21 protein-coding genes are annotated in these 22,306 nt (G+C 53.0%); 5 read left to right on the top strand and 16 right to left on the bottom strand.

Features of this window, described 5'->3' with window-relative positions:
- Positions 1–22: 22 nt before the first annotated feature.
- The 14 genes from glmU to asnC form a co-directional block, all read right to left on the bottom strand.
- The gene (gene glmU / locus ACLHV8_RS22140; RefSeq protein WP_208594882.1) at positions 23–1,393 is read right to left on the bottom strand and encodes a bifunctional UDP-N-acetylglucosamine diphosphorylase/glucosamine-1-phosphate N-acetyltransferase GlmU; all 1,371 of its coding nucleotides are present in this window, start codon (positions 1,391–1,393) and stop codon (positions 23–25) included.
- Between the two features lie 138 nt (positions 1,394–1,531).
- Positions 1,532–1,951 carry a F0F1 ATP synthase subunit epsilon gene (locus ACLHV8_RS22135; RefSeq protein WP_006177560.1) on the bottom strand — a complete coding sequence of 140 codons (420 nt, stop codon included), beginning with the start codon at positions 1,949–1,951 and terminating at the stop codon, positions 1,532–1,534.
- A 20-nt stretch (positions 1,952–1,971) separates the two neighbouring features.
- Positions 1,972–3,354, bottom strand: a complete 1,383-nt coding sequence (atpD, locus tag ACLHV8_RS22130; protein ID WP_003862362.1) for a F0F1 ATP synthase subunit beta — start codon at positions 3,352–3,354, stop codon at positions 1,972–1,974.
- A gap of 31 nt (positions 3,355–3,385) precedes the next feature.
- The gene (atpG, locus tag ACLHV8_RS22125) at positions 3,386–4,249 is read right to left on the bottom strand and encodes a F0F1 ATP synthase subunit gamma (protein ID WP_023333921.1); all 864 of its coding nucleotides are present in this window, start codon (positions 4,247–4,249) and stop codon (positions 3,386–3,388) included.
- Between the two features lie 51 nt (positions 4,250–4,300).
- Positions 4,301–5,842 carry a F0F1 ATP synthase subunit alpha gene (gene atpA / locus ACLHV8_RS22120; protein WP_028017764.1) on the bottom strand — a complete coding sequence of 514 codons (1,542 nt, stop codon included), beginning with the start codon at positions 5,840–5,842 and terminating at the stop codon, positions 4,301–4,303.
- 12 nt (positions 5,843–5,854) lie between these two features.
- On the bottom strand, positions 5,855–6,388 hold the full coding sequence (gene atpH, locus ACLHV8_RS22115) for a F0F1 ATP synthase subunit delta (RefSeq protein WP_028017763.1): 534 nt from the start codon (positions 6,386–6,388) through the stop codon (positions 5,855–5,857).
- Between the two features lie 14 nt (positions 6,389–6,402).
- The gene (gene atpF, locus ACLHV8_RS22110) at positions 6,403–6,873 is read right to left on the bottom strand and encodes a F0F1 ATP synthase subunit B (RefSeq protein WP_003862370.1); all 471 of its coding nucleotides are present in this window, start codon (positions 6,871–6,873) and stop codon (positions 6,403–6,405) included.
- Positions 6,874–6,921: 48 nt separating this feature from the next.
- Positions 6,922–7,161, bottom strand: a complete 240-nt coding sequence (gene atpE / locus ACLHV8_RS22105) for a F0F1 ATP synthase subunit C (protein WP_000429386.1) — start codon at positions 7,159–7,161, stop codon at positions 6,922–6,924.
- 49 nt (positions 7,162–7,210) lie between these two features.
- Positions 7,211–8,026, bottom strand: a complete 816-nt coding sequence (gene atpB / locus ACLHV8_RS22100; RefSeq protein WP_028017762.1) for a F0F1 ATP synthase subunit A — start codon at positions 8,024–8,026, stop codon at positions 7,211–7,213.
- An 8-nt stretch (positions 8,027–8,034) separates the two neighbouring features.
- On the bottom strand, positions 8,035–8,415 hold the full coding sequence (gene atpI, locus ACLHV8_RS22095) for a F0F1 ATP synthase subunit I (protein WP_008500194.1): 381 nt from the start codon (positions 8,413–8,415) through the stop codon (positions 8,035–8,037).
- Between the two features lie 616 nt (positions 8,416–9,031).
- Positions 9,032–9,655 (bottom strand): 16S rRNA (guanine(527)-N(7))-methyltransferase RsmG, encoded by a 624-nt coding sequence (gene rsmG, locus ACLHV8_RS22090; protein WP_108089275.1) that lies wholly within the window; start codon positions 9,653–9,655, stop codon positions 9,032–9,034.
- A gap of 108 nt (positions 9,656–9,763) precedes the next feature.
- The gene (gene mnmG / locus ACLHV8_RS22085) at positions 9,764–11,653 is read right to left on the bottom strand and encodes a tRNA uridine-5-carboxymethylaminomethyl(34) synthesis enzyme MnmG (protein WP_208594883.1); all 1,890 of its coding nucleotides are present in this window, start codon (positions 11,651–11,653) and stop codon (positions 9,764–9,766) included.
- 373 nt (positions 11,654–12,026) lie between these two features.
- Positions 12,027–12,476, bottom strand: coding sequence for an FMN-binding protein MioC (gene mioC / locus ACLHV8_RS22080; protein ID WP_108089273.1), 450 nt, complete (start codon positions 12,474–12,476; stop codon positions 12,027–12,029).
- 90 nt (positions 12,477–12,566) lie between these two features.
- Positions 12,567–13,025, bottom strand: coding sequence for a transcriptional regulator AsnC (gene asnC / locus ACLHV8_RS22075; RefSeq protein ID WP_008500198.1), 459 nt, complete (start codon positions 13,023–13,025; stop codon positions 12,567–12,569).
- Between the two features lie 151 nt (positions 13,026–13,176).
- Here asnC and asnA point away from each other — a divergent pair, with 151 nt between their 5' ends.
- A complete protein-coding gene (asnA, locus tag ACLHV8_RS22070; protein ID WP_208594884.1) occupies positions 13,177–14,169 on the top strand; it encodes an aspartate--ammonia ligase in 993 nt (330 codons plus the stop codon).
- On the opposite strand, the gene viaA is transcribed toward asnA, so the two are convergent.
- Together viaA and ravA are read right to left on the bottom strand one after the other, a co-directional pair.
- Positions 14,170–15,621 (bottom strand): ATPase RavA stimulator ViaA, encoded by a 1,452-nt coding sequence (viaA, locus tag ACLHV8_RS22065; protein WP_208594885.1) that lies wholly within the window; start codon positions 15,619–15,621, stop codon positions 14,170–14,172.
- Positions 15,615–17,111 (bottom strand): ATPase RavA, encoded by a 1,497-nt coding sequence (ravA, locus tag ACLHV8_RS22060; RefSeq protein WP_208594886.1) that lies wholly within the window; start codon positions 17,109–17,111, stop codon positions 15,615–15,617. The genes viaA and ravA overlap by 7 nt, the downstream gene beginning before the upstream one ends.
- 223 nt (positions 17,112–17,334) lie before the next feature.
- Between ravA and kup the strand changes: the two genes are divergently transcribed.
- From kup to rbsC, 4 genes are all read left to right on the top strand, one after another.
- Positions 17,335–19,203 carry a low affinity potassium transporter Kup gene (kup, locus tag ACLHV8_RS22055; protein WP_028017756.1) on the top strand — a complete coding sequence of 623 codons (1,869 nt, stop codon included), beginning with the start codon at positions 17,335–17,337 and terminating at the stop codon, positions 19,201–19,203.
- Positions 19,204–19,399: 196 nt separating this feature from the next.
- On the top strand, positions 19,400–19,819 hold the full coding sequence (rbsD, locus tag ACLHV8_RS22050; RefSeq protein ID WP_003862392.1) for a D-ribose pyranase: 420 nt from the start codon (positions 19,400–19,402) through the stop codon (positions 19,817–19,819).
- A gap of 7 nt (positions 19,820–19,826) precedes the next feature.
- Positions 19,827–21,332: a ribose ABC transporter ATP-binding protein RbsA gene (gene rbsA, locus ACLHV8_RS22045; RefSeq protein ID WP_128348491.1), complete on the top strand. Its 1,506-nt coding sequence runs from the start codon at positions 19,827–19,829 to the stop codon at positions 21,330–21,332.
- A gap of 4 nt (positions 21,333–21,336) precedes the next feature.
- On the top strand, positions 21,337–22,302 hold the full coding sequence (gene rbsC / locus ACLHV8_RS22040; RefSeq protein ID WP_028017754.1) for a ribose ABC transporter permease: 966 nt from the start codon (positions 21,337–21,339) through the stop codon (positions 22,300–22,302).
- Positions 22,303–22,306 lie beyond the last annotated feature (4 nt).

Below are 22,306 nucleotides of genomic sequence, written 5' to 3'. Positions count from 1 at the left end.
CAAAGGGGCGAGGGTAAATCCGTTACTTTTTCTTCACCGGGCGTTTCCAGCCCTGCTTGTGCACCTGTGGCACACGGCTTAATACCAGCTCGTTATCGGCGATATCGCGCGTAACGGTTGTCCCGGCGGCAATCGTTGCCCCGTTGCCCACCGTAACCGGTGCCACCAGCTGTGTATCGGAACCGACAAACACATCATCACCGATAATGGTTTTAAACTTGTTGGCACCGTCATAGTTGCAGGTGATTGTGCCTGCACCAATATTGACGTTATCGCCAATTTCCGCATCGCCCAGATAGGTCAAATGACCGGCTTTAGAGCCTTTACCCAGACGCGCTTTTTTCATCTCAACGAAGTTGCCCACGTGAGCCCCTTCCATCAGCTCAGCGCCCGGGCGCAGACGCGCAAACGGTCCAATGGTGCACGCCGCTTCAAGATGCGCATCTTCCACCACGCTGTAAGGGCTGATTTCGCAATCGTCACCGATGACGCTGTTTTTGATAACGCAGCCAGCGCCAATTTTGACACGATTGCCCAGAGTGACTTTGCCTTCAAAGATAACGTTAGTATCAATTTCAACGTCACGACCGTGAGACAGGGAACCACGCAGATCGAAACGCGCCGGATCGCGCAGCATCACGCCTGCCAGCAGCAGTTTTTCGGCCTGTTCAGACTGATAAACGCGCTCCAGACGGGAAAGCTGAAGGCGGTTATTCACCCCTTCGGTTTCGCTAATGCGTGCCGGATGTACCGCCGCAATCTCACGTCCTTCCTGATATGCCATCGCAATGATGTCGGTGATGTAGTATTCACCCTGCGCATTGTTGTTGTTGAGCTTCGACAACCAGCGCTTCATATCCGCGCCATTGGCAATCAGGATACCGGTGTTGATCTCCTGAATCTGGCGCTGTTCGTCGCTGGCGTCTTTATGCTCAACAATCCCCGTTACGTTGCCGTTTTCTCGGGTGATGCGGCCATAACCGGTTGGATCGTCCAGCACGACGGTTAACAAACCGATGCCGCCCTGCGGTTTGGCTTCACGCAGGCGAGTTAGTGTTTCAACGGAGATCAGCGGAACATCGCCGTAGAGCATCAGAATATCTTCGTCATCGGCAAAGAACGGTGCTGCCTGCTGCATCGCGTGACCTGTACCCAGCTGCTCAGCCTGAAGCACCCAGTTGAGCTTGTCATCGCTCAGCGTCTTTTTAAGCAGATCGCCACCGTGGCCGTAGACCAGGTGAACCTGACGGGCACCCAGTTCATTTGCTGCATCAATGACATGCTGCACCATCGGCTTTCCTGCCAGCGTGTGAAGCACTTTAGGCAGATCGGAATACATGCGGGTACCTTTGCCAGCGGCAAGGATCACCACGCTCATCGCACTGTTTGACATACGCATCCTGACGGTAGTTTGAGTGAGAAGTAAAAACGTTTGATGCCTAAAATTCTACATCTTTTTCATCATGAATTAAGGCCGAAAAAAAAAGCCAGCCTGGAACCCAGACTGGCTTTTGTGCTTTTCAAGCCGGTGTTACATCGCTTTTTTGGTCAACTCGATAACGCGCAGTTTCGCGATCGCTTTGGCCAGCTCCGCAGACGCCTGAGCGTAATCCACGTCACCATGAGAGCTGCTAATGTGCTCTTCAGCCTTACGCTTCGATTCCAGGGCTCGCGCTTCGTCGAGATCCTGGCCACGAATAGCGGTATCGGCCAGAACGGTCACACTGCCAGGCTGCACTTCAAGAATGCCGCCGGACAGATAGATAAACTCTTCGTGACCGAACTGTTTAACGATGCGGATCATACCAGGCTTAATGGCGGTGAGCAGCGGTGCGTGACCCGGGAAAATACCCAGCTCACCTTCACTACCCGTTACCTGGATTTTCTCGACCAGACCAGAGAACATTTGTTGCTCTGCGCTGACGACGTCCAGGTGGTAAGTCATTGCCATATCACCCTCCGATTAAGGCGTTAAAGTTTTTTGGCTTTTTCCACTGCTTCTTCGATGGAACCAACCATGTAGAACGCCTGCTCTGGCAGGTGATCGTATTCGCCTTCCATGATGCCTTTAAAGCCACGGATGGTGTCTTTCAGGGAAACGTATTTACCTGGAGAACCGGTGAATACTTCCGCAACGAAGAACGGCTGGGACAGGAAGCGCTGGATCTTACGCGCACGTGCTACCACCAGTTTGTCTTCTTCAGACAGTTCATCCATACCCAGGATGGCGATGATGTCTTTCAGTTCCTGGTAACGTTGCAGCAGGGACTGTACGCCACGCGCGGTGTCGTAGTGTTCCTGACCAACAACCAGTGGATCCAGCTGACGGCTGGTGGAGTCCAGCGGGTCAACGGCTGGGTAGATACCCAGAGACGCGATCTGACGGCTCAGTACCACGGTTGCATCAAGGTGCGCAAAGGTGGTTGCTGGTGATGGGTCAGTCAAGTCATCCGCAGGTACGTATACCGCCTGAACGGAGGTGATAGAACCGGTTTTGGTAGAGGTGATACGTTCCTGAAGAACACCCATCTCTTCCGCCAGAGTCGGCTGATAACCTACCGCTGAAGGCATACGACCCAGAAGTGCAGATACTTCTGTACCGGCCAGGGTGTAACGGTAGATGTTATCGACGAACAGCAGGACGTCACGGCCTTCGTCACGGAACTTCTCAGCCATAGTCAGACCGGTCAGCGCAACACGCAGACGGTTTCCTGGTGGCTCGTTCATCTGGCCGTAAACCAGGGATACTTTGTCCAGAACGTTGGAGTCGGTCATTTCGTGGTAGAAGTCGTTACCTTCACGAGTACGTTCACCTACGCCCGCAAATACGGAGTAACCGGAGTGCTCGATCGCGATGTTACGGATCAGCTCCATCATGTTTACGGTTTTACCTACACCCGCACCACCGAACAGACCAACTTTACCGCCCTTCGCAAATGGACACATCAGGTCGATAACTTTGATGCCGGTTTCCAGCAGTTCCTGAGAGCTGGACAGCTCTTCGTAGGAAGGTGCCGCGCGGTGGATAGCCCAACGCTCTTCTTCACCGATGTCGCCTTTCATGTCGATTGGTTGACCCAATACGTTCATGATACGACCCAGCGTTGCTTTACCTACCGGGACTTCGATCGGATGCTCAAGGTCTTTAACTTCCAGACCACGACGCAGACCGTCGGAAGAACCCATCGCGATGGTACGCACGATACCGCCGCCGAGCTGCTGCTGAACTTCCAGCACCAGGCTCTCGTTACCATTCTGTACCTCAAGCGCGTCGTACACGCGTGGTACGGCGTCCTGAGGGAACTCGACGTCCACCACGGCGCCGATTACCTGGACAATCTTTCCAGTAGCCATCTTGAATCCTCTACGTAATTCGTAAACCTGGTTAAACCGCGGCGGCCCCCGAGACGATCTCGGTGAGTTCCTGAGTAATGCTGGCCTGACGAGCTTTGTTGTAAACCAACTGCAGCTCTTTAATCAGGCTGCCGCCATTATCGGTCGCGGCTTTCATCGCCACCATTCGTGCGGCCTGCTCGCTGGCCAGGTTTTCTACAACGCCCTGATAAACCTGAGATTCAACGTAACGACGCAGCAGGGTATCCAGCAGCGGTTTCGGATCGGGTTCATACAGGTAATCCCAGGCTTTGTGCTTCAGCTCATCATCTTCTGATGCCGGTAAAGGCAGCATCTGAGTGAGCGTTGGAACCTGAGACATGGTGTTAATGAATTTGTTGCTGACAACGTACAGTCTGTCCAGACGGCCTTCATCGTAGGCCTGCAACATCACTTTAACCGGGCCGATCAGTTCGGACAGGGACGGGTTATCACCCATACCGGTCACCTGAGCGACAATGTTGCCACCAACGGAGTTAAAGAAAGAGACGCCTTTAGAGCCGATCATTGCGATATCGCACTGAACGCCTTTTTCAGACCATGCTTTCATATCCGCCAGCAGTTTTTTGAACAGGTTAATGTTCAAGCCGCCACACAGACCACGGTCGGTCGACACCACCAGGTAGCCCACGCGCTTAACGTCGCGTTCTTCCAGGTAAGGGTGCTTATATTCCAGATTACCGTTTGCAAGGTGACCAATCACTTTGCGCATGGTTTCTGCATAAGGACGGCTGGCCGCCATGCGATCCTGCGATTTACGCATTTTGGAAGCGGCGACCATCTCCATCGCTTTAGTGATCTTTTGCGTGTTCTGGACGCTTGCGATCTTACTACGTATCTCTTTTGCGCCGGCCATGAGCTTCTCCTCAATGCCAGGCGGCTTGTCCTGAGACAAGCCGCCGGACGATTACCAGGATTGGGTTGCTTTGAAGGAATCGAGGATAGCTTTCAGCTTGCCTTCGATTTCGTCGTTATAGCCACCGGTCTGGTTGATCTCTTGCATCAGCGGAGCGTGATCACGGTCGACGTAAGCCAGCAGAGCGGCTTCGAAGCTACCGATTTTCGCCAGTTCCACATCTTCGAGGTAACCGCGTTCAGCCGCGAACAGTACCAGGCCCTGCTGAGCAACAGACATTGGTGCGTACTGTTTCTGCTTCAGCAGCTCGGTCACTTTCTGACCGTGGCTCAGCTGTTTACGGGTTGCTTCGTCCAGATCGGATGCGAACTGAGAGAACGCAGCCAGTTCACGATACTGTGCCAGCGCGGTACGGATACCACCGGACAGTTTCTTGATGATCTTGGTCTGAGCAGCACCACCAACACGGGATACGGAGATACCCGGGTTAACCGCCGGACGAATACCGGAGTTAAACAGGTTGGTTTCCAGGAAGATCTGACCATCGGTAATGGAAATTACGTTGGTCGGAACGAATGCAGAAACGTCACCCGCCTGGGTTTCAATGATCGGCAGTGCGGTCAGAGAGCCCGTTTTACCCTTCACTTCACCTTTAGTGAAGTTCTCGACGTATTCCGCGTTAACACGGGAAGCACGCTCCAGCAGACGAGAGTGGAGGTAGAATACGTCGCCAGGGAACGCTTCACGTCCAGGTGGACGACGGAGCAACAGGGAAACCTGACGATAAGCAACAGCCTGTTTAGACAGGTCATCGTATACGATCAGTGCATCTTCACCGCGGTCACGGAAGTATTCGCCCATTGCGCAACCCGCGTATGGCGCCAGGTATTGCAGTGCAGCAGATTCAGAAGCGGTAGCAACAACAACAATGGTGTTAGCCAGTGCGCCGTGCTCTTCCAGTTTACGAACCACGTTAGAAATGGTGGACGCTTTCTGGCCGATAGCCACGTACACGCATTTGATGCCGGAATCACGCTGGTTGATGATGGCGTCGATAGCCATCGCGGTTTTACCGGTCTGACGGTCACCGATGATCAGTTCACGCTGACCACGACCGATTGGGATCATGGCATCAACGGACTTATAACCTGTCTGAACAGGCTGATCTACGGACTGACGATCGATAACGCCTGGTGCGATAACTTCGATTGGGGAGAAGCCATCGTGCTCAACCGGACCTTTACCGTCGATTGGTGCACCCAGGGTGTTAACTACGCGACCCAGCAGGCCACGGCCAACCGGCACTTCCAGAATACGGCCAGTACACTTAACCTTCATGCCTTCGGCGAGGTCAGCGTATGGACCCATCACAACTGCACCTACGGAGTCGCGCTCCAGGTTCAGTGCGATAGCGTAACGGTTACCCGGCAGGGAAATCATCTCACCCTGCATACAATCGGCCAGGCCGTGAATGCGGATAACACCGTCACTTACAGAAACAATAGTACCTTCATTGTGAGCTTCGCTCACAACATTGAACTGAGCAATGCGCTGCTTGATCAGTTCGCTGATTTCGGTGGAATTCAGTTGCATGCTCCAGTCCCCTTAAGACTGCAAGACGTCTGCAAGGCGCTCAAGACGGCCGCGTACGCTGCCATCAATGACCATATCACCCGAACGGATGATTACGCCTGCCATTACAGACTTATCGATTTTGCAATTCAGCTTAACTTTGCGTGACAGACGTTTTTCCATCGCGGCGGTAATTTTCGCAAGCTGTTCATTACTCAGTTCAGTCGCAGAAGTTACTTCAACTTCAGCAGTAGCTTCACTAAGGGCACGTAAGTGCTCAAACTGCTCGAGAACATCCGGGAGCACACGGAGACGACCATTTTCTGCCATTACCTTAATCAGGTTCTGGCCGTTGGCATCCAGTTGCTCTCCGCACACGGCGATAAACGACGCGGCGAGAGTTTCAGGTGCTAACGCACCGGAAAGCAACTCGGCCATTTGTTCGTTTTTCGTCACCTCAGCGGCAAACGCCAGCATATTCTGCCAGCGATCGACATTTTGGTGTTCGATAGCAAAGTCAAAAGCTGCTTTGGCGTAGGGGCGAGCTACCGTAACAAATTCAGACATCAGCCCCTCCCTCCTTACAGTTCAGCGACAAGTTTGTCCACGATGTCGCTGTTAGCAGCTTCATCCACGGAACGTTCGATGATCTTCTCGGCGCCAGCAACAGCCAGAATCGCAACCTGCTTACGCAGTTCTTCACGAGCACGTTTACGCTCAGCTTCAATTTCAGCCTGAGCCTGTGTCACGATCTTAGTACGTTCCTGTTCTGCTTCAGCTTTGGCTTCGTCCAGGATCTGCGAACGGCGTTTGTTAGCCTGTTCGATGATAACCTGAGCTTCCGCTTTCGCTTTTTTCAGCTGGTCTGTCGCGTTGGCCTGTGCAAGGTCCAAATCTTTCTTAGCGCGTTCTGCAGAAGCCAGACCGTCAGCAATTTCTTTCTGACGTTTTTCGATGGCAGCCATTAATGGCGGCCATACATACTTCATGCAGAACCAGACAAAGAGAATAAACGCGATGGCCTGGCCGAGGATTGTTGCGTTCATGTTCACAGCACAATACCTCTTTAATTTCTGTGGCTTAGGGTTTTAAAACTACTACTACGCGACAGCAAACATCACGTACAGACCCAGACCTACAGCGATCATTGGGATAGCATCCACCAGACCCATAACGATAAAGAACTGAGTACGCAGCAGAGGAATCAGATCAGGTTGACGCGCAGCGCCTTCCAGGAATTTGCCCCCGAGGATGCCGATACCGATCGCAGCACCGATAGCCGCCAGACCCATCATCACAGCGGCAGCCATGTACAGCAGATCCATATTCAGGTTTTCCATGACAGTCTCCAGTTTGTTTCAATTAAAACGTAGTAGTGTTGGTAAAAAATCAGTGCTCTTCAGACGCCATCGACAGATAGACGATCGTCAGAACCATGAAGATAAAGGCTTGCAGCGTAATGATCAGGATGTGGAAAATGGCCCATGGCACATTAAGAATCCACTGTGACCACCACGGCAGAAGACCCGCGATCAGAATGAAAATCAGCTCACCCGCATACATGTTGCCGAACAGTCGCAGACCCAGTGATACAGGTTTGGACAGCAGGCTAACGCCTTCCAGGATCAGGTTGACCGGAATAAACGCCCAGTGGTTGAACGGCTGCAAGGTAAGCTCTTTCACAAAGCCGCTTACGCCTTTCATTTTGATGCTGTAGAAAAGAATCAGGATAAACACGCCCAGCGCCATCGACAGGGTGATGTTCACGTCAGCAGACGGAACCACGCGCAGTGCAGGCAGACCGAGGACGTGTTCGCCAATCCACGGAATGAAATCGATAGGCAGAAGGTCCATCAGGTTCATCAGGAAGACCCAAACGAACACGGTCAGGGCCAGCGGAGCAATCAGCTTGCTCTTGCCATGGTACATGTCTTTGACGCTGCCATGGACGAAGCCGATGATCATTTCGATGAACGTCTGGAATTTCCCTGGAACACCGCTGGTCGCTCTTTTAGCAACACCGCGGAACATGGCCAGGAACAGAAGACCCAAAACCACCGAGAAGAACATGGAGTCGATGTTGATCGTCCAGAAGGTGGCCGGGGGGTTATGTGGATCCACCAGCGAGAATGTACGCAAGTCCATCTGAAGGTTGCTCAGATGATGACTTATGTAATCCTGCGGCGTCATATTTTCTGAAGCCATGATGCCTTTTACCCTTTGTTATTGATTACAGCTGGAGCCAGAACTTGTACCACCAGCACCAAAACCCACGTAGCTATCAGCGGCATGAAGACCACTTTCAAAACCGCCAGCGCCATCACCAGTAGAGCAAAGGTCAGCAACACCTTACACACTTCGCCGAGGGCGAAGGACCAGGCCACGCGGCCTTTGGCGGGTGTATGCGCCTGATGACGCCAGGCAAAAATCATAAACAACACGTTTGGCAGTACAACCGCCAAACCCCCGCACACGGCGGAGATGCCCCAGAAGGGGTCTTTGAGGCTAAACAGCAGTCCACTTGCTATCACAGCCAGAAACTGAATGAACAGAAGCTTACGAGCAACGTTTCTACTCAAGAGCGACACAGACATCACGTTTTTACTCCTGCTCCCTTCGAGGTATGCCGCGTGTCGTATAAAACGTCCTTTAAGGCTCAGAGTCAAGCATCAAAAAGCGGTCAAATTATACGGTGCGCACCCGTGATTTCAAACATTAAGTAGCGAAAAGGTGAATAAATGTTTAAATATTTTTCCCCACCGCTATTTTTTAACTTTCTCAGAAAGCATCGACCTTCGACCAAAAGTGCAAACAGCGCGAAAACGTTGACAGCAAAGCGTGCACGAGATCACAAAACACACATTTGCGATAAGGTTGTATTAATCAAAGGCGCAAATCGCTTAAATATATCTTTATGAAATCAAACACAAAATGTCGTAACTATTTTCAAAACAGCCCCGTACACAATAAAAACCTTTCATTGACATTCTTAATAAATAATTAACATTGCATTCTGGTTTCTGCCTTCCATTTTTAGCAGACTTATATTTTCGCCATTGACTATCTTCATAGTGAAGAATAACGGTCAGGTTAACCATAAGAAAAACCTTAGTAAAAACGAGGTTAAAAGCTGTCTGGTAAAACCCAAGTAGTTGTGCTGTTTTTTAACATGGTAAGAACAGCACAAATTCCACATTTTTTATTAATTTTTTAAAAATTGTTTGGCTTAATTATCACCAGGTGACGTTCCCCATCGAGTTGAGGAACATTTAATTTCTCGATGGATTCAACAGCAAAACCATCCGGAAGCTGTTCAATCTCATCACCAGGCAACTGCCCTTTCAGCGCATAAAAACGGCCATTATCTGCAGGCAAGTGCTTACACCAGCTCACCATATCATTGAGCGAAGCAAACGCGCGGCTGATAACACCATCAAACGGTGGCTCCGCCGGGAACTCCTCTACCCTGCTCTGCACGGGCGTGATGTTCTCAAGCTTCAGCTCATGCTGTACCTGACGTAAAAAGCGTACGCGCTTGCCAAGGCTGTCCAGCAACGTGAACTGGCTCTCAGGACGAACAATCGACAGCGGAACGCCCGGTAGACCAGGGCCTGTCCCCACATCAATAAAGCGTTCACCTTTCAGATAAGGCGCAACCACAATGCTATCGAGAATATGGCGTACCAGCATCTCGTTGGGGTCTCGTACTGAGGTTAGGTTGTACGCTTTGTTCCATTTGTTCAGCATATCGACGTAGGCCACCAGCTGATTTTTCTGGTGATCGGTGAGCGAAATACCTGCCTGATCCAGCAGACGAGAGAGTTTGTTGAGCACGGTGAATACCTGTTGAGAAACTTAAGTGGCGGGTGGCGCTTCGCTTACCCGCCCTATGGAATTCTGTAGGCCCGGTAAGCGCAGCGCCACCGGGCAATGTTCAGAGCATTACGCGCTGCGGCGCAGCATGCCCTGTTTTTTTAACCACACCAGCAGAATCGAAATCGCGGCCGGAGTAACGCCCGATATGCGGGATGCCTGGCCAATCGACACAGGTTTATGATCGTTCAGCTTGGCGATCACTTCGTTGGAAAGACCAGTGACCTGACGATAGTCCAGCATCTCCGGCAGCAGCGTGTTTTCGTTGCGCTGCTGTTTTTCAATCTCATCCTGCTGGCGTGCGATATAACCTTCGTATTTAACCTGGATCTCAACCTGCTCTGCCGCTTCAGCGTCTTCCAGGCCTGGTGCGAACGCGGTCAGTTTGACCAGGTTCTCATAGGTGACTTCAGGGCGACGCAGCAAATCTTCGCCGCTGGCTTCGCGCGACAGCGGTGCAGTCAAGTGAGCGTTCACTTCGGCTGCAATTTCCGCCTGCGGATTCACCCAGGTGGTTTTCAGCCGCTGACGTTCCTGTTCAATACGCTCCAGCTTCTCGTTGAAACGCGCCCAGCGCTCGTCATCGACCAGACCCAGCTCGCGACCCATTTCGGTCAGACGCAGGTCGGCGTTGTCTTCGCGCAACATCAGGCGGTATTCCGCGCGCGAGGTAAACATACGGTACGGTTCTTTTGTGCCCAGCGTGCAGAGATCGTCGACCAGCACACCCAGATACGCCTGAGAACGGCCTGGTGCCCAGCCTTCTTTCTCAGCAGAGAAGCGCGCAGCGTTCAGACCGGCAAGCAGACCCTGTGCAGCCGCTTCTTCGTAGCCGGTGGTGCCGTTAATCTGCCCCGCGAAGAACAGACCGTGGATGAATTTGCTTTCCAGGGTTGGCTTCAGGTCACGAGGATCGAAGAAATCGTACTCAATAGCGTAGCCAGGACGAACGATTTTCGCATTCTCCATCCCCTGCATTGAGCGAACAATTTGCATCTGCACATCGAACGGCAGGCTGGTGGAGATGCCATTCGGGTAAATTTCGTTTGAGGTCAGTCCTTCCGGCTCCAGGAAGATCTGATGCTGGTTGCGATCGGCAAAACGCATCACTTTGTCTTCGATCGACGGGCAGTAGCGTGGGCCGATCCCTTCAATCACGCCTGCGTACATTGGGCTGCGATCGAGGTTATTGCGGATCACGTCATGGGTTTTCTCGTTGGTATGCGTGATGTAGCACGGTACCTGCTGCGGATGTTGCGCCGCATTGCCCATGAACGAAAACACGGGCATTGGGTTATCACCGTGCTGTTGCGCCAGCACGCTGAAATCAATGGTGCGCGCATCAATACGTGGAGGTGTGCCCGTTTTCAGGCGGCTGACGCGCAACGGCAGTTCACGCAGACGGCGAGACAGTGGAATCGACGGCGGATCGCCAGCACGTCCACCGCTGTAGTTATCCAGACCAATATGAATTTTACCGTCGAGGAATGTGCCCACGGTCAGCACCACGGCTTTCGCGCGGAACTTGAGGCCCATCTGGGTTACGGCACCCACAACACGATCGTTCTCAACGATAAGATCTTCAACTGCCTGCTGGAAGATCATCAGGTTTGGCTGATTCTCCAGTGCAGTACGTACCGCCTGACGGTAAAGCACGCGGTCAGCCTGGGCACGGGTTGCTCGTACCGCAGGGCCTTTACTCGCGTTTAGTATCCTAAACTGAATGCCAGCATGATCGATCGCTTTCGCCATCAGGCCGCCAAGTGCATCCACTTCTTTTACCAGGTGTCCTTTCCCAATGCCGCCAATCGCCGGGTTACAGGACATCTGTCCAAGCGTGTCGATATTGTGTGTCAAAAGCAGGGTCTGCTGACCCATTCGCGCTGCGGCCATTGCGGCCTCAGTGCCTGCATGACCCCCGCCAATGATAATGACGTCAAAAGGATCCTGATAAAACATGGTGGTCTGCCTCGCGTAAAGCGGTATGAAAATGGATTGAAGCCCGGGCCGTGGATTCTACTCAACTTTAGTCTTTCGAGAAAGCATTGGGATCCTGGGCTATTAAAAAGAAGATCTTTTATTTAGAGATCTGTTCTATTGTGATCTCTTATTAGGATCGCCGACCTCTGTGGATAAGTCCGATCCGGCAAATAAGATCATGCGGTTAGGAAGGATCGTTTGCTGTGAATGATCGGTGATCCTGGACCGTATAAGCTGGGATCAGATCGCCACTTTATGCACAGGTCAAAAACCATACCAGAGTTGTTATTTGGATAACTACGGCTTAATACGAGCTTTTAACCAGAGTTATCCACATCTGTTCGCGCGATCTTTAATCGTTTTTGAGTAAATTTTTCCATTCTGCCAGCCAGATCTCGGCTGGATCTTCCGGAATATCATGATCGAGGATGTTGATCTTCAGCGTTTCACCCAGCTGTTTTGCACCACAGGCGGTAACAGCGGCCTCAACTTTCTCTATTGCGCCACAGAAGGTGTCATATTCACGACTTCCGATACCTACCGCACCAAAACGGACGTTGGACAGGTCTGGTTGTTGTTCCTGCAGTTCGTCATATAAAGGTTGCAGGTTATCCGGCAGGTCGCCTGCGCCATGTGTGGAGGTGATCAGCAGCCAGATCCCATCAGTCGGGAGATCTTCAAGCAGCGGTCCGTGCAGTGTCTCTGTGGAAAAACCTGCTTCTTCCAGCTTCTCAGCCAGATGTTCCGCAACGTATTCCGCACCGCCCAGGGTGCTGCCACTGATAAGAGTAATGTCAGCCATTGATCGCTCGCTCAGATAAAGAGGCGGCCATTGTACGCTGTGAACGAGCTGGGATCTACCTGTGGAAAATGTGGGAATGAATTTGCCCGATCACGGGCGGATGGTACGCATTATCGGGTTTTGCAGGGAGATCAGGGTCTCAGTGGACTGAATTTCATCGATTGTTTGGATCTTGTTGATAAGTACCTGCTGGAGGGCGTCGATGGATCGACACATGACTTTTATAAAGATGCTGTAGTGCCCGGTGGTGTAATAGGCTTCTGTGACTTCATCGAGTGCGTTCAGCTTTGCCAGGGCAGAAGGGTAGTCTTTTGCGCTTTTAAGAATGATGCCGATAAAGCAGCAAACGTCATAACCCAGCTGTTTGGGGCTGACGTCAATGCGTGCGCCGGTAATGATCCCCGCCTGTTTCATCTTCTCTACGCGAACATGGATTGTTCCCGGGCTGACACCAAACTGTTTTGCCAGCTCGGCGTAGGCGGTACGGGCATTAGCCATTAAGGCCTCCAGGATGCCGCGGTCGAGATTGTCGATCTGATAATTTTCCATAGCTTTTTCTTATGAAGATTAATGAATCACTCTATTCTAGCGGTTTATTTTATCGAATCAAAAGTGAAGGAGGCTTTTTGTTGATTGGTTATTGAATAAGGTGCCATTTCTGTTGCTTAATCAATAGCAACAGGACGCAGGAGTATAAATAATGAAAACCGCTTATATCGCAAAACAACGCCAGATCAGTTTCGTTAAATCCCATTTTTCAAGCCAGCTGGAAGATAAACTTGGACTGATTGAAGTCCAGGCTCCCATTCTGAGCCGCGTGGGTGACGGGACGCAGGATAACTTATCTGGAAGCGAAAAAGCGGTGCAGGTGAAAGTGAAAACACTGCCAGATGCCCAGTTCGAAGTGGTTCACTCCCTTGCGAAATGGAAGCGTCAAACCCTGGGACAACACGACTTCAGCGCGGGCGAAGGGCTCTACACGCACATGAAAGCCCTTCGCCCCGATGAAGACCGCCTTACTCCAATTCACTCCGTCTACGTTGATCAGTGGGACTGGGAGCGCGTAATGGGTGATGCCGAGCGCCATGTCGGTACGCTGAAATCCACCGTTGAGGCGATCTACGCTGGGATCAAAGCGACCGAAGCGGCTGTAAGCAAAGAGTTTGGTCTGGCACCGTTCCTGCCGGATACGATCCACTTTGTGCACAGCCAGGAGCTGCTGAGCCGTTTCCCGGATCTGGATGCTAAAGGCCGTGAACGCGCAATCGCCAAAGAATTAGGTGCTGTGTTTCTGATGGGGATCGGCGGCAAACTGTCTGACGGCAAACGCCACGACGTTCGTGCGCCGGATTATGATGACTGGAGCACCCGTGGTGAGAGCGAATACGCGGGTCTGAACGGCGATATCCTGGTCTGGAACCCGGTGCTGGAAGATGCGTTTGAGCTGTCTTCTATGGGGATCCGCGTGGATGCTGATGCGCTGAAGCGTCAGCTGGCCGTTACTGGCGACGAAGATCGTCTCAAATTAGAGTGGCACCAGTCGCTGCTACGCGGGGAAATGCCGCAGACCATCGGTGGCGGTATCGGCCAGTCCCGTCTGACCATGTTACTGCTTCAGTTGCCACATATCGGTCAGGTTCAGTGTGGCGTCTGGCCGCAGCAAGTACGCGAAAGCGTTGGCTCCCTTCTGTGATTAACGCCGCCAGCGTCTGAGCAGGCGGCTACGCAACCCGGTATCGAAGCGCCAGATATGATCGAAGATGCGCATGATGCCGGGTTTTCCATGGGCGGACATCGCCACCGCGTGGAAACGGTGCTGATGCACCCGCTGTAACTCCTTCACTTTATTCACCACATCATCCGGCAGACGCTGGGCAATAAAATCGGAAATTACCACCGCGTCAGCGTCGTACCAGTCGCCACCCTGCATTCTCTCCACAATGCTACGAAAACAGCTGGCTAAATCCGTGCCGCCGCGAAAACGCTGGCTTAAAAAGCGGATCGCCTGTTCGATACCCTGCTGGTTCGTCAGCTCATAACCCACCACCTCGCTGGAGAAGAGCATGATGAAGCAGCGACGGCGATCGGCGAGCGCCACGCGCATCAGAGCCAGACAGAATGCCTTCGCACATTGCTCATTAAACCCGCCCATCGATCCGGACGTATCCACGCAAACAATAAAAGGTCCGCGCGGCTGCTCATCAAAATCCTGGTGGACGACTGGCCTCTGGCTGAGCTTCTCGCGCCAGGCTTCACCGTGCAGCCGGTAGGTGAGAAGCTGTTTTTCCACCAGCCGACGGTAAAACTCATACTCCAGCTCGGTCATCCCCAGCGTGCTGAGTTCGGTGGGCAGCAGGCGCAAAATGTCATCGCTTTGCTGAAGCCCATCGACCTGCTCGGGAACGGTTGCCGGTTCGCGTACCAGGGTGCGGAAGGTTTCCATCGGGGCATCTTTCTTTGGGACTGACTTTGCCTCCCTTGAACGGCCCAACTGTTCTGCGAGTTTCATCAGCTCGGGCTGCTGTGCCAGAAAATCGCCGTACTTGACGATCAGCTGATAATCCCCGCGCCGAAGCTGACCGGCGCTCATATCCCAGAGACGCCCGGCGGCGTTTTCATTTTCCACCAGTACCTGCTCGAGCTGACCGCTTAAGGTCATGCGTTCCTGAACTTCACTGAGCAGTTGTTCACGCTCCTCATCCAGCAGTTGCTGGTTCAATGTTGTGGCCTGAACGACAAGGCTGAGGCGCCAGCGCTGTAAAAAGAGAGTGTGCAACGCGGGCGTGAAGGTGGCGTTATCCGTGACCAGCACCCGGGCCTGGCTGGCAAACGGGGAGTGGACGTTGTCGAGCAATGTCAGGGTTTGCGGAAGCTGAACGATAAACTGTGGCGTTGAGAGCCGCTGGCACTGCTGATAACAGGCCACCTCTTCCGTTAACTCAGGGGGGACCTCGGTCTCTTTGAACCGCTGACGCAAGTTTTCACGCCAGCGTGGGAGATCGTCCGTCATCGCTTTTTTAAGCTTCGGAAATTTTTCAAAGAATGCGGCCAACTGCGGCGACGCCAGAAGGGTAATGACCACTTCTTCGATCAACCCTTCTTCGCTGACGGCCAGCATGATGTTAAGCGTATCCAGCGTTAGCATTGACGCGCCTGTTTAATCTGTGTGCTCACATCCTGCAGGCTGGCTTCAATGCGACCTAACCAGTCGCTATGTATGAAGAGGCATTTTTGCTGCTCGCTAAAGCGGGTGTGTTGCTGGTGCCATTCGGTATCCAGCGCTTCCAGCTGCTGCTTAATCTCTTCAGGAACGCTGTCAGAGGCGGTGCCTGGCAGTGCAAGACGCGATCCCTGCAGGCTCACATCGCGGATCACCAGATGCTGGCTACTGTCCACTTCCATACTTAGCGGCTGCGCGAAACCGATGCCGTTGAGTTTTCCGCGGATTTCTCCACCTTTATCCAGCCATTGCGATAGCGGCTCGCGCTCAATCGTAACGTGTACAACCTGCATATCATGGAGCTTTAGCGGTTGCTGGAGCAGCAGGGTAAGCGTCGGGCTAGTCAGCTCGGCGGGTAATTCGTAGTGAGGTTTGCGGGCGAACATTCCACCCAGCCGGTTCACTTTCAGCGCCGTTTTATCACTTTGTTGCTGCTGTAACTGGATGCGTCGTTGGGCAATAGCACCAAGCTGGTTGAGCATCGCCTGTTGTCCCCAGGCGTGTCCGGTCATCAATATTTCAAGCTGTTGCTGCATCAGGTTCATGCCTTCTGCGTCGTGCCAGAGGCAATCTTTCAGCAGGATCAGATCGATTGGCGCAACGGCATCACGGCCGCTGAACAGGGCGCTGGCCTGCAGCAGGCGGATCGCTTTTTTCCAGCGACGATCGGAGACATAGGGCGCTGAAGGGAGTAAATCGAGCTGCTGGCGCAGCATGAAGATCAGCTCGAAGACGGCATCTGGCAGTTTGATTTTGCCGATCTCCTGCTGCCACAGCTGATATTCCTCATCGGTAACCTGAAGCGAAGCGGAGACCGGGTTTTCATTCTCATCCTGCTGGCTCACCAGCATAGAGCGGAAGTTGGATTTATCCTGCACTTTGTCCAGCCACAGGCGGATCAACATGCGGTCATACAGCGCTTCCAGACTGCTGTCGGCCTCGGGGAGTTCGTTGGAGGCGGCCACCAGCAGACGCATCGGGATTTTTTCTTCACTGGCACCGTTGCGGAACCGACGTTCGTTTATCGCCGTGAGCAGGGTGTTCAGAATGGCCGGTCCCGCTTTCCAGATTTCATCAAGAAAGACAATTTCTGCCTCAGGCAGATATCCCGCCGTCAAACGCTCATAGCGCCCTTCATCTTTCAGCGCCTGAATAGAAAGGGGGCCAAACACTTCTTCCGGGGTGGAAAAGCGGGTCATCAGGTATTCAAACGCGCGGGCGTTCTGAAAGGCAAATTTCAGTCGGCGGGCAATCAGGCTTTTGGCGATACCCGGTGGACCCAGCAGAAATACGCTTTCGCCGCTCAACGCCGCCAGTAAACAGAGGCGGATGGCGTGGCTACGCTCGAAAAGGCCTTTTTCCAGCGCGCTGCTGAGGCGGGAAATTCTTTCTGCTAATAAATGTGAGTGAGCCATAATAGTTTTTGCATCCTTTCGCCGTCGTGGCGGCCAATTGAAGCGAGTATAGACGTTTCAGCCAGGGCTGGTAATAGACTGAAGTGCGGCGCAATTTTCTTTGCGCTACATTAATGCGGTTGCATTTAGGGGTACGATTTTGCAACGAATCAGGCATACTGTGCGCTTTTTGTGGACCAAGGGACCAGGAACACATTTGTTATTTAAACGAAAAGACTAGTCTATGAGCACTGATAATAAGCAATCATTACCCGCAATTACGCTTGCGGCGATCGGGGTTGTCTACGGTGATATCGGCACCAGCCCGCTTTATACGCTTCGTGAATGTCTGTCCGGCCAGTTTGGCTTTGGTGTTGAACGCGATGCCGTATTTGGCTTCCTGTCCCTCATCTTCTGGCTGCTGATCCTGGTAGTTTCTGTTAAATATCTCTCCTTTGTTATGCGCGCTGATAACGCAGGCGAAGGCGGTATCCTGACCCTGATGTCCCTTGCCGGGCGTAACACGTCAGCCAGAATGACGTCGGTGCTGGTCATCATCGGCCTGATTGGCGGCAGTTTCTTCTATGGGGAAGTCGTCATCACGCCTGCTATCTCAGTGCTTTCGGCGATAGAGGGGCTGGAGATTATTGCCCCGCAGCTTGATTCCTGGGTTGTTCCTCTGGCCATTATTGTCCTGACGCTGCTGTTTATGATCCAGAAGCACGGTACCGGGCTGGTGGGGAAACTGTTCGCGCCGATTATGCTGGCCTGGTTCCTGATCCTGGCGGCGCTTGGTTTACGCAGCATTATTGCTAACCCGGAAGTGCTGCAAGCGCTAAACCCCTACTGGGCCGTGAATTTCTTCCTCGAATACAAAGTGGTTTCCTTCGTGGCGCTGGGGGCGGTTGTGCTCTCCATCACCGGCGTTGAAGCGCTGTATGCTGACATGGGACACTTCGGGAAACTGCCTATCCGCGTGGCCTGGTTTATTGTGGTACTGCCGTCTCTGGTGCTGAACTACTTCGGCCAGGGCGCGCTGTTGCTCAAAAATCCGGAAGCGATAAAGAACCCATTCTTCCTGCTGGCCCCTGACTGGGCACTGGTACCGATGCTGATTCTGGCGACGCTGGCGACCGTCATTGCCTCTCAGGCGGTGATTTCAGGCGTGTTTTCTCTGACGCGCCAGGCCGTGCGTCTGGGGTATCTCTCACCTATGCGCATCATCCATACCTCAGAGATGGAGTCGGGCCAGATCTACATTCCGTTCGTTAACTGGCTGCTCTATTTCGCTGTGGTGATCGTCATCGTCAGCTTCGAGCATTCCAGCAACCTGGCGGCGGCGTACGGTATTGCGGTCACCGGTACCATGGTACTGACGTCGATCCTCTCCACAACGGTCGCGTACCGAAACTGGCACTGGAATAAATTCCTCGTGGCGATGATTCTGGTGGGCTTCCTGTGTATCGACGTGCCGCTGTTCTCCGCGAACCTCGACAAGATTGTTTCCGGTGGCTGGCTACCGCTGACGCTGGGTCTGGTGATGTTTATTGTCATGACCACATGGAAAAGCGAGCGCTTCCGTCTGCTGCGTCGTATGCACGAACACGGGAATTCTCTGGAGGCGATGATTGCGTCGCTGGAGAAATCCCCGCCAGTGCGTGTACCGGGAACTGCGGTGTACATGTCTCGTGCCTTGAACGTGATCCCGTTTGCGTTGATGCATAATCTTAAGCACAACAAGGTATTGCACGAGCGTGTGATTCTGCTGACGTTGCGCACCGAAGATGCACCGTATGTTCACAATGTGCGTCGTGTTCAGATTGAGCAATTGTCGCCTACCTTCTGGCGCGTGGTGGCAAGCTACGGCTGGCGTGAAACGCCAAACGTGGAAGAGGTCTTCCACCGCTGCGGCCTGGAAGGGCTGAGCTGCCGGATGATGGAGACGTCATTCTTCATGTCACACGAGTCACTGATTATTGGCAAGCGTCCGTGGTATCTGCGCCTGCGCGGCAAGTTGTACCTTATCCTGCAACGTAACGCCCTGCGTGCGCCTGACCAGTTTGAGATCCCGCCTAACCGAGTGATTGAGCTGGGTACACAGGTCGAGATTTAAGCCTGCATTAAATGCCGGGTGGCGTTGCGCTTACCCGGCTTACAAACCCCCCTGCCTACCCACCATAATTGTCTCTACATTTCACTTAGCGAAACGTTTCGACGTCGATCACAAATCTGTTACGTCATGGTGGTTTTCTGAACACCGTTGAGACTAAACTGATTTTAGCGAAACGTTTCGCTAGTGGAGCAAGAAAATGAAGAAAGGCACTGTACTCAACTCAGAAATCTCGTCGGTTATTTCCCGTCTTGGGCATACCGATACGCTGGTGGTTTGCGATGCAGGCTTACCGGTTCCGCGTAGCACAACCCGTATTGATATGGCGTTAACGCAGGGTGTTCCTTCGTTTATGCAGGTACTGGAAGTCGTGACGGCGGAGATGCAGGTTGAGGCGGCCATTCTCGCGGCGGAAATCAAACAACATAATCCGCAACTCCACGAAACGTTGCTCAGCCATATTGAGCAACTGCAACAACACCAGGGAAACACCATAGAAATTCGTTACACAACGCACGAGCAGTTCAAACAACAAACCGCAGACAGTCAGGCGGTGATTCGCAGCGGGGAGTGTTCCCCGTATGCGAATATCATTCTCTGTGCTGGCGTCACCTTCTGAGGCCATCATGGACGCATTACTGCAACTCAAAGGGATCGATAAGTCGTTCCCGGGCGTAAAAGCCCTCTCCGGTGCGGCGCTGAACGTCTACCCCGGGCGCGTGATGGCGCTGGTGGGCGAAAACGGCGCTGGCAAATCCACCATGATGAAAGTGCTGACCGGTATCTACCAACGTGATGCCGGTTCACTCGTCTGGCTGGGTAAAGAGACCACCTTCAATGGCCCGAAATCCTCTCAGGAAGCGGGTATCGGTATTATTCACCAGGAGCTGAACCTGATCCCGCAGCTGACCATTGCGGAGAATATCTTCCTGGGCCGCGAGTTCGTAAACCGGTTCGGCAAAATCGACTGGAAAACCATGTATGCCGAAGCGGATAAGCTGCTGGCGAAGCTGAACCTGCGCTTTAAGAGCGACCGACTGGTGGGTGAACTTTCCATTGGCGATCAGCAGATGGTGGAAATCGCGAAAGTGCTGAGTTTTGAGTCGAAGGTCATCATTATGGATGAACCGACTGACGCCCTGACCGATACCGAAACCGAATCCCTGTTCCGCGTTATCCGCGAGCTGAAATCGCAGGGGCGCGGGATTGTCTATATCTCTCACCGCATGAAAGAGATCTTCGAAATCTGCGATGACGTCACCGTTTTCCGCGACGGACAGTTTATTGCCGAGCGCGAAGTCGCCACGCTGACCGAAGATACGCTCATCGAAATGATGGTGGGACGTAAGCTCGAAGATCAATACCCGCATCTGGATAAAGCGCCGGGTGAGATCCGCCTGAAGGTGGACAACCTCTGCGGTCCAGGTGTGAACGATGTGACCTTTACCCTGCGTCAGGGGGAAATCCTCGGTGTGGCGGGGCTGATGGGCGCTGGGCGTACCGAGCTGATGAAAGTGTTGTACGGCGCACTGCCGCGCACCAGCGGTTATGTCACCCTCGACGGTCATGAAGTGGTCACCCGCTCTCCGCAAGATGGTCTGGCGAATGGCATTGTCTATATTTCTGAAGACCGTAAGCGCGATGGCTTAGTGCTGGGCATGTCGGTGAAAGAGAACATGTCGCTTACCGCACTGCGCTATTTCAGTCACAGCGGCGGTACGCTGAAACACAAAGACGAACAGCAGGCGGTCAGCGATTTTATCCGTCTGTTTAACGTCAAAACACCGTCGATGGAGCAGGCAATTGGCCTGTTGTCCGGTGGTAATCAGCAGAAGGTGGCGATTGCGCGTGGTCTGATGACGCGCCCGAAAGTGCTAATCCTCGATGAACCCACCCGCGGTGTGGATGTCGGCGCGAAGAAAGAGATCTATCAGCTGATTAACCAGTTCAAGGCCGACGGTCTGAGCATCATTCTGGTCTCTTCCGAGATGCCAGAAGTATTAGGCATGAGCGATCGCATTATCGTCATGCATGAAGGGCATCTCGGCGGTGAATTCACTCGCGAGCAGGCCACCCAGGAAGTTCTGATGGCTGCCGCTGTGGGCAAGCTTAATCGCGTGAATCAGGAGTAAGAAGATGACTACCCAGGCTGTTTCTGGTCGCCGTTATTTCACAAAGGCATGGCTGATGGAACAAAAATCGCTGATTGCCCTGCTGGTGCTGATCGCGATTGTGTCGACCATGAGTCCGAACTTTTTCACCGTTAATAACCTGTTCAATATCCTTCAGCAGACTTCTGTAAACGCCATTATGGCGGTCGGGATGACGCTGGTGATTTTGACCTCAGGGATCGATCTGTCCGTTGGTTCCCTGCTGGCGCTCACCGGTGCGATCGCCGCTTCCCTTGTTGGTGTTGAGGTTAACGCGCTGGTGGCCGTGGCTGCAGCGCTGGCTGCTGGGGCGGCAATCGGTGCCGTGACCGGCGTGATTGTGGCGAAAGGGCGTGTTCAGGCGTTCATCGCGACGCTGGTGATGATGCTGTTGCTGCGCGGTGTGACCATGGTTTACACCAACGGCAGCCCGGTGAACACCGGCTTTACCGATAACGCCGATCTGTTTGGCTGGTTCGGTATCGGCCGCCCGCTGGGTATTCCGACCCCGGTCTGGATCATGGCTATCGTCTTCCTGGCGGCGTGGTACATGCTGCATCACACCCGTCTGGGTCGTTATATCTATGCGCTGGGCGGTAACGAAGCGGCAACGCGTTTGTCCGGGATTAGCGTCAATAAAGTTAAAATTATCGTTTATTCCCTGTGCGGCTTGCTGGCTTCTCTGGCAGGCATCATCGAAGTGGCGCGCCTCTCCTCCGCGCAGCCAACGGCGGGCACGGGTTATGAGCTGGATGCCATTGCGGCAGTGGTTCTGGGCGGTACGAGTCTTGCGGGTGGTAAAGGTCGCATTGTTGGGACATTGATCGGCGCACTGATTCTCGGTTTCCTGAATAATGGTTTGAATTTGTTAGGTGTTTCCTCCTATTACCAGATGATCGTTAAGGCAGTGGTGATTTTGCTGGCGGTACTGGTAGACAACAAAAAACAGTAACTGA

This window comes from Enterobacter sp. CPE_E863, from assembly GCF_046521465.1.
GTDB lineage: Bacteria > Pseudomonadota > Gammaproteobacteria > Enterobacterales > Enterobacteriaceae > Enterobacter > Enterobacter adelaidei.
The sequence above is the reverse complement of the archived record's forward strand: the minus strand, read 5'-3'. Positions and strand labels throughout refer to the sequence as shown.

Bases quoted from the DNA above. Each gene is read 5' to 3' on its own strand.
- atpE (WP_000429386.1), bottom strand. From the start codon at position 7,161: ATGGAAAACCTGAATATGGATCTGCTGTACATGGCTGCCGCTGTGATG.
- mnmG (WP_208594883.1), bottom strand. From the start codon at position 11,653: ATGTTTTATCAGGATCCTTTTGACGTCATTATCATTGGCGGGGGTCAT.
- atpH (WP_028017763.1), bottom strand. From the start codon at position 6,388: ATGTCTGAATTTGTTACGGTAGCTCGCCCCTACGCCAAAGCAGCTTTT.
- atpD (WP_003862362.1), bottom strand. From the start codon at position 3,354: ATGGCTACTGGAAAGATTGTCCAGGTAATCGGCGCCGTGGTGGACGTC.
- atpG (WP_023333921.1), bottom strand. From the start codon at position 4,249: ATGGCCGGCGCAAAAGAGATACGTAGTAAGATCGCAAGCGTCCAGAAC.
- asnA (WP_208594884.1), top strand. From the start codon at position 13,177: ATGAAAACCGCTTATATCGCAAAACAACGCCAGATCAGTTTCGTTAAA.
- viaA (WP_208594885.1), bottom strand. From the start codon at position 15,621: ATGCTAACGCTGGATACGCTTAACATCATGCTGGCCGTCAGCGAAGAA.
- kup (WP_028017756.1), top strand. From the start codon at position 17,335: ATGAGCACTGATAATAAGCAATCATTACCCGCAATTACGCTTGCGGCG.
- ACLHV8_RS22135 (WP_006177560.1), bottom strand. From the start codon at position 1,951: ATGGCAATGACTTACCACCTGGACGTCGTCAGCGCAGAGCAACAAATG.
- glmU (WP_208594882.1), bottom strand. From the start codon at position 1,393: ATGTCAAACAGTGCGATGAGCGTGGTGATCCTTGCCGCTGGCAAAGGT.
- atpA (WP_028017764.1), bottom strand. From the start codon at position 5,842: ATGCAACTGAATTCCACCGAAATCAGCGAACTGATCAAGCAGCGCATT.
- atpI (WP_008500194.1), bottom strand. From the start codon at position 8,415: ATGTCTGTGTCGCTCTTGAGTAGAAACGTTGCTCGTAAGCTTCTGTTC.
- rbsA (WP_128348491.1), top strand. From the start codon at position 19,827: ATGGACGCATTACTGCAACTCAAAGGGATCGATAAGTCGTTCCCGGGC.
- mioC (WP_108089273.1), bottom strand. From the start codon at position 12,476: ATGGCTGACATTACTCTTATCAGTGGCAGCACCCTGGGCGGTGCGGAA.
- asnC (WP_008500198.1), bottom strand. From the start codon at position 13,025: ATGGAAAATTATCAGATCGACAATCTCGACCGCGGCATCCTGGAGGCC.
- ravA (WP_208594886.1), bottom strand. From the start codon at position 17,111: ATGGCTCACTCACATTTATTAGCAGAAAGAATTTCCCGCCTCAGCAGC.
- atpB (WP_028017762.1), bottom strand. From the start codon at position 8,026: ATGGCTTCAGAAAATATGACGCCGCAGGATTACATAAGTCATCATCTG.
- rbsC (WP_028017754.1), top strand. From the start codon at position 21,337: ATGACTACCCAGGCTGTTTCTGGTCGCCGTTATTTCACAAAGGCATGG.
- rbsD (WP_003862392.1), top strand. From the start codon at position 19,400: ATGAAGAAAGGCACTGTACTCAACTCAGAAATCTCGTCGGTTATTTCC.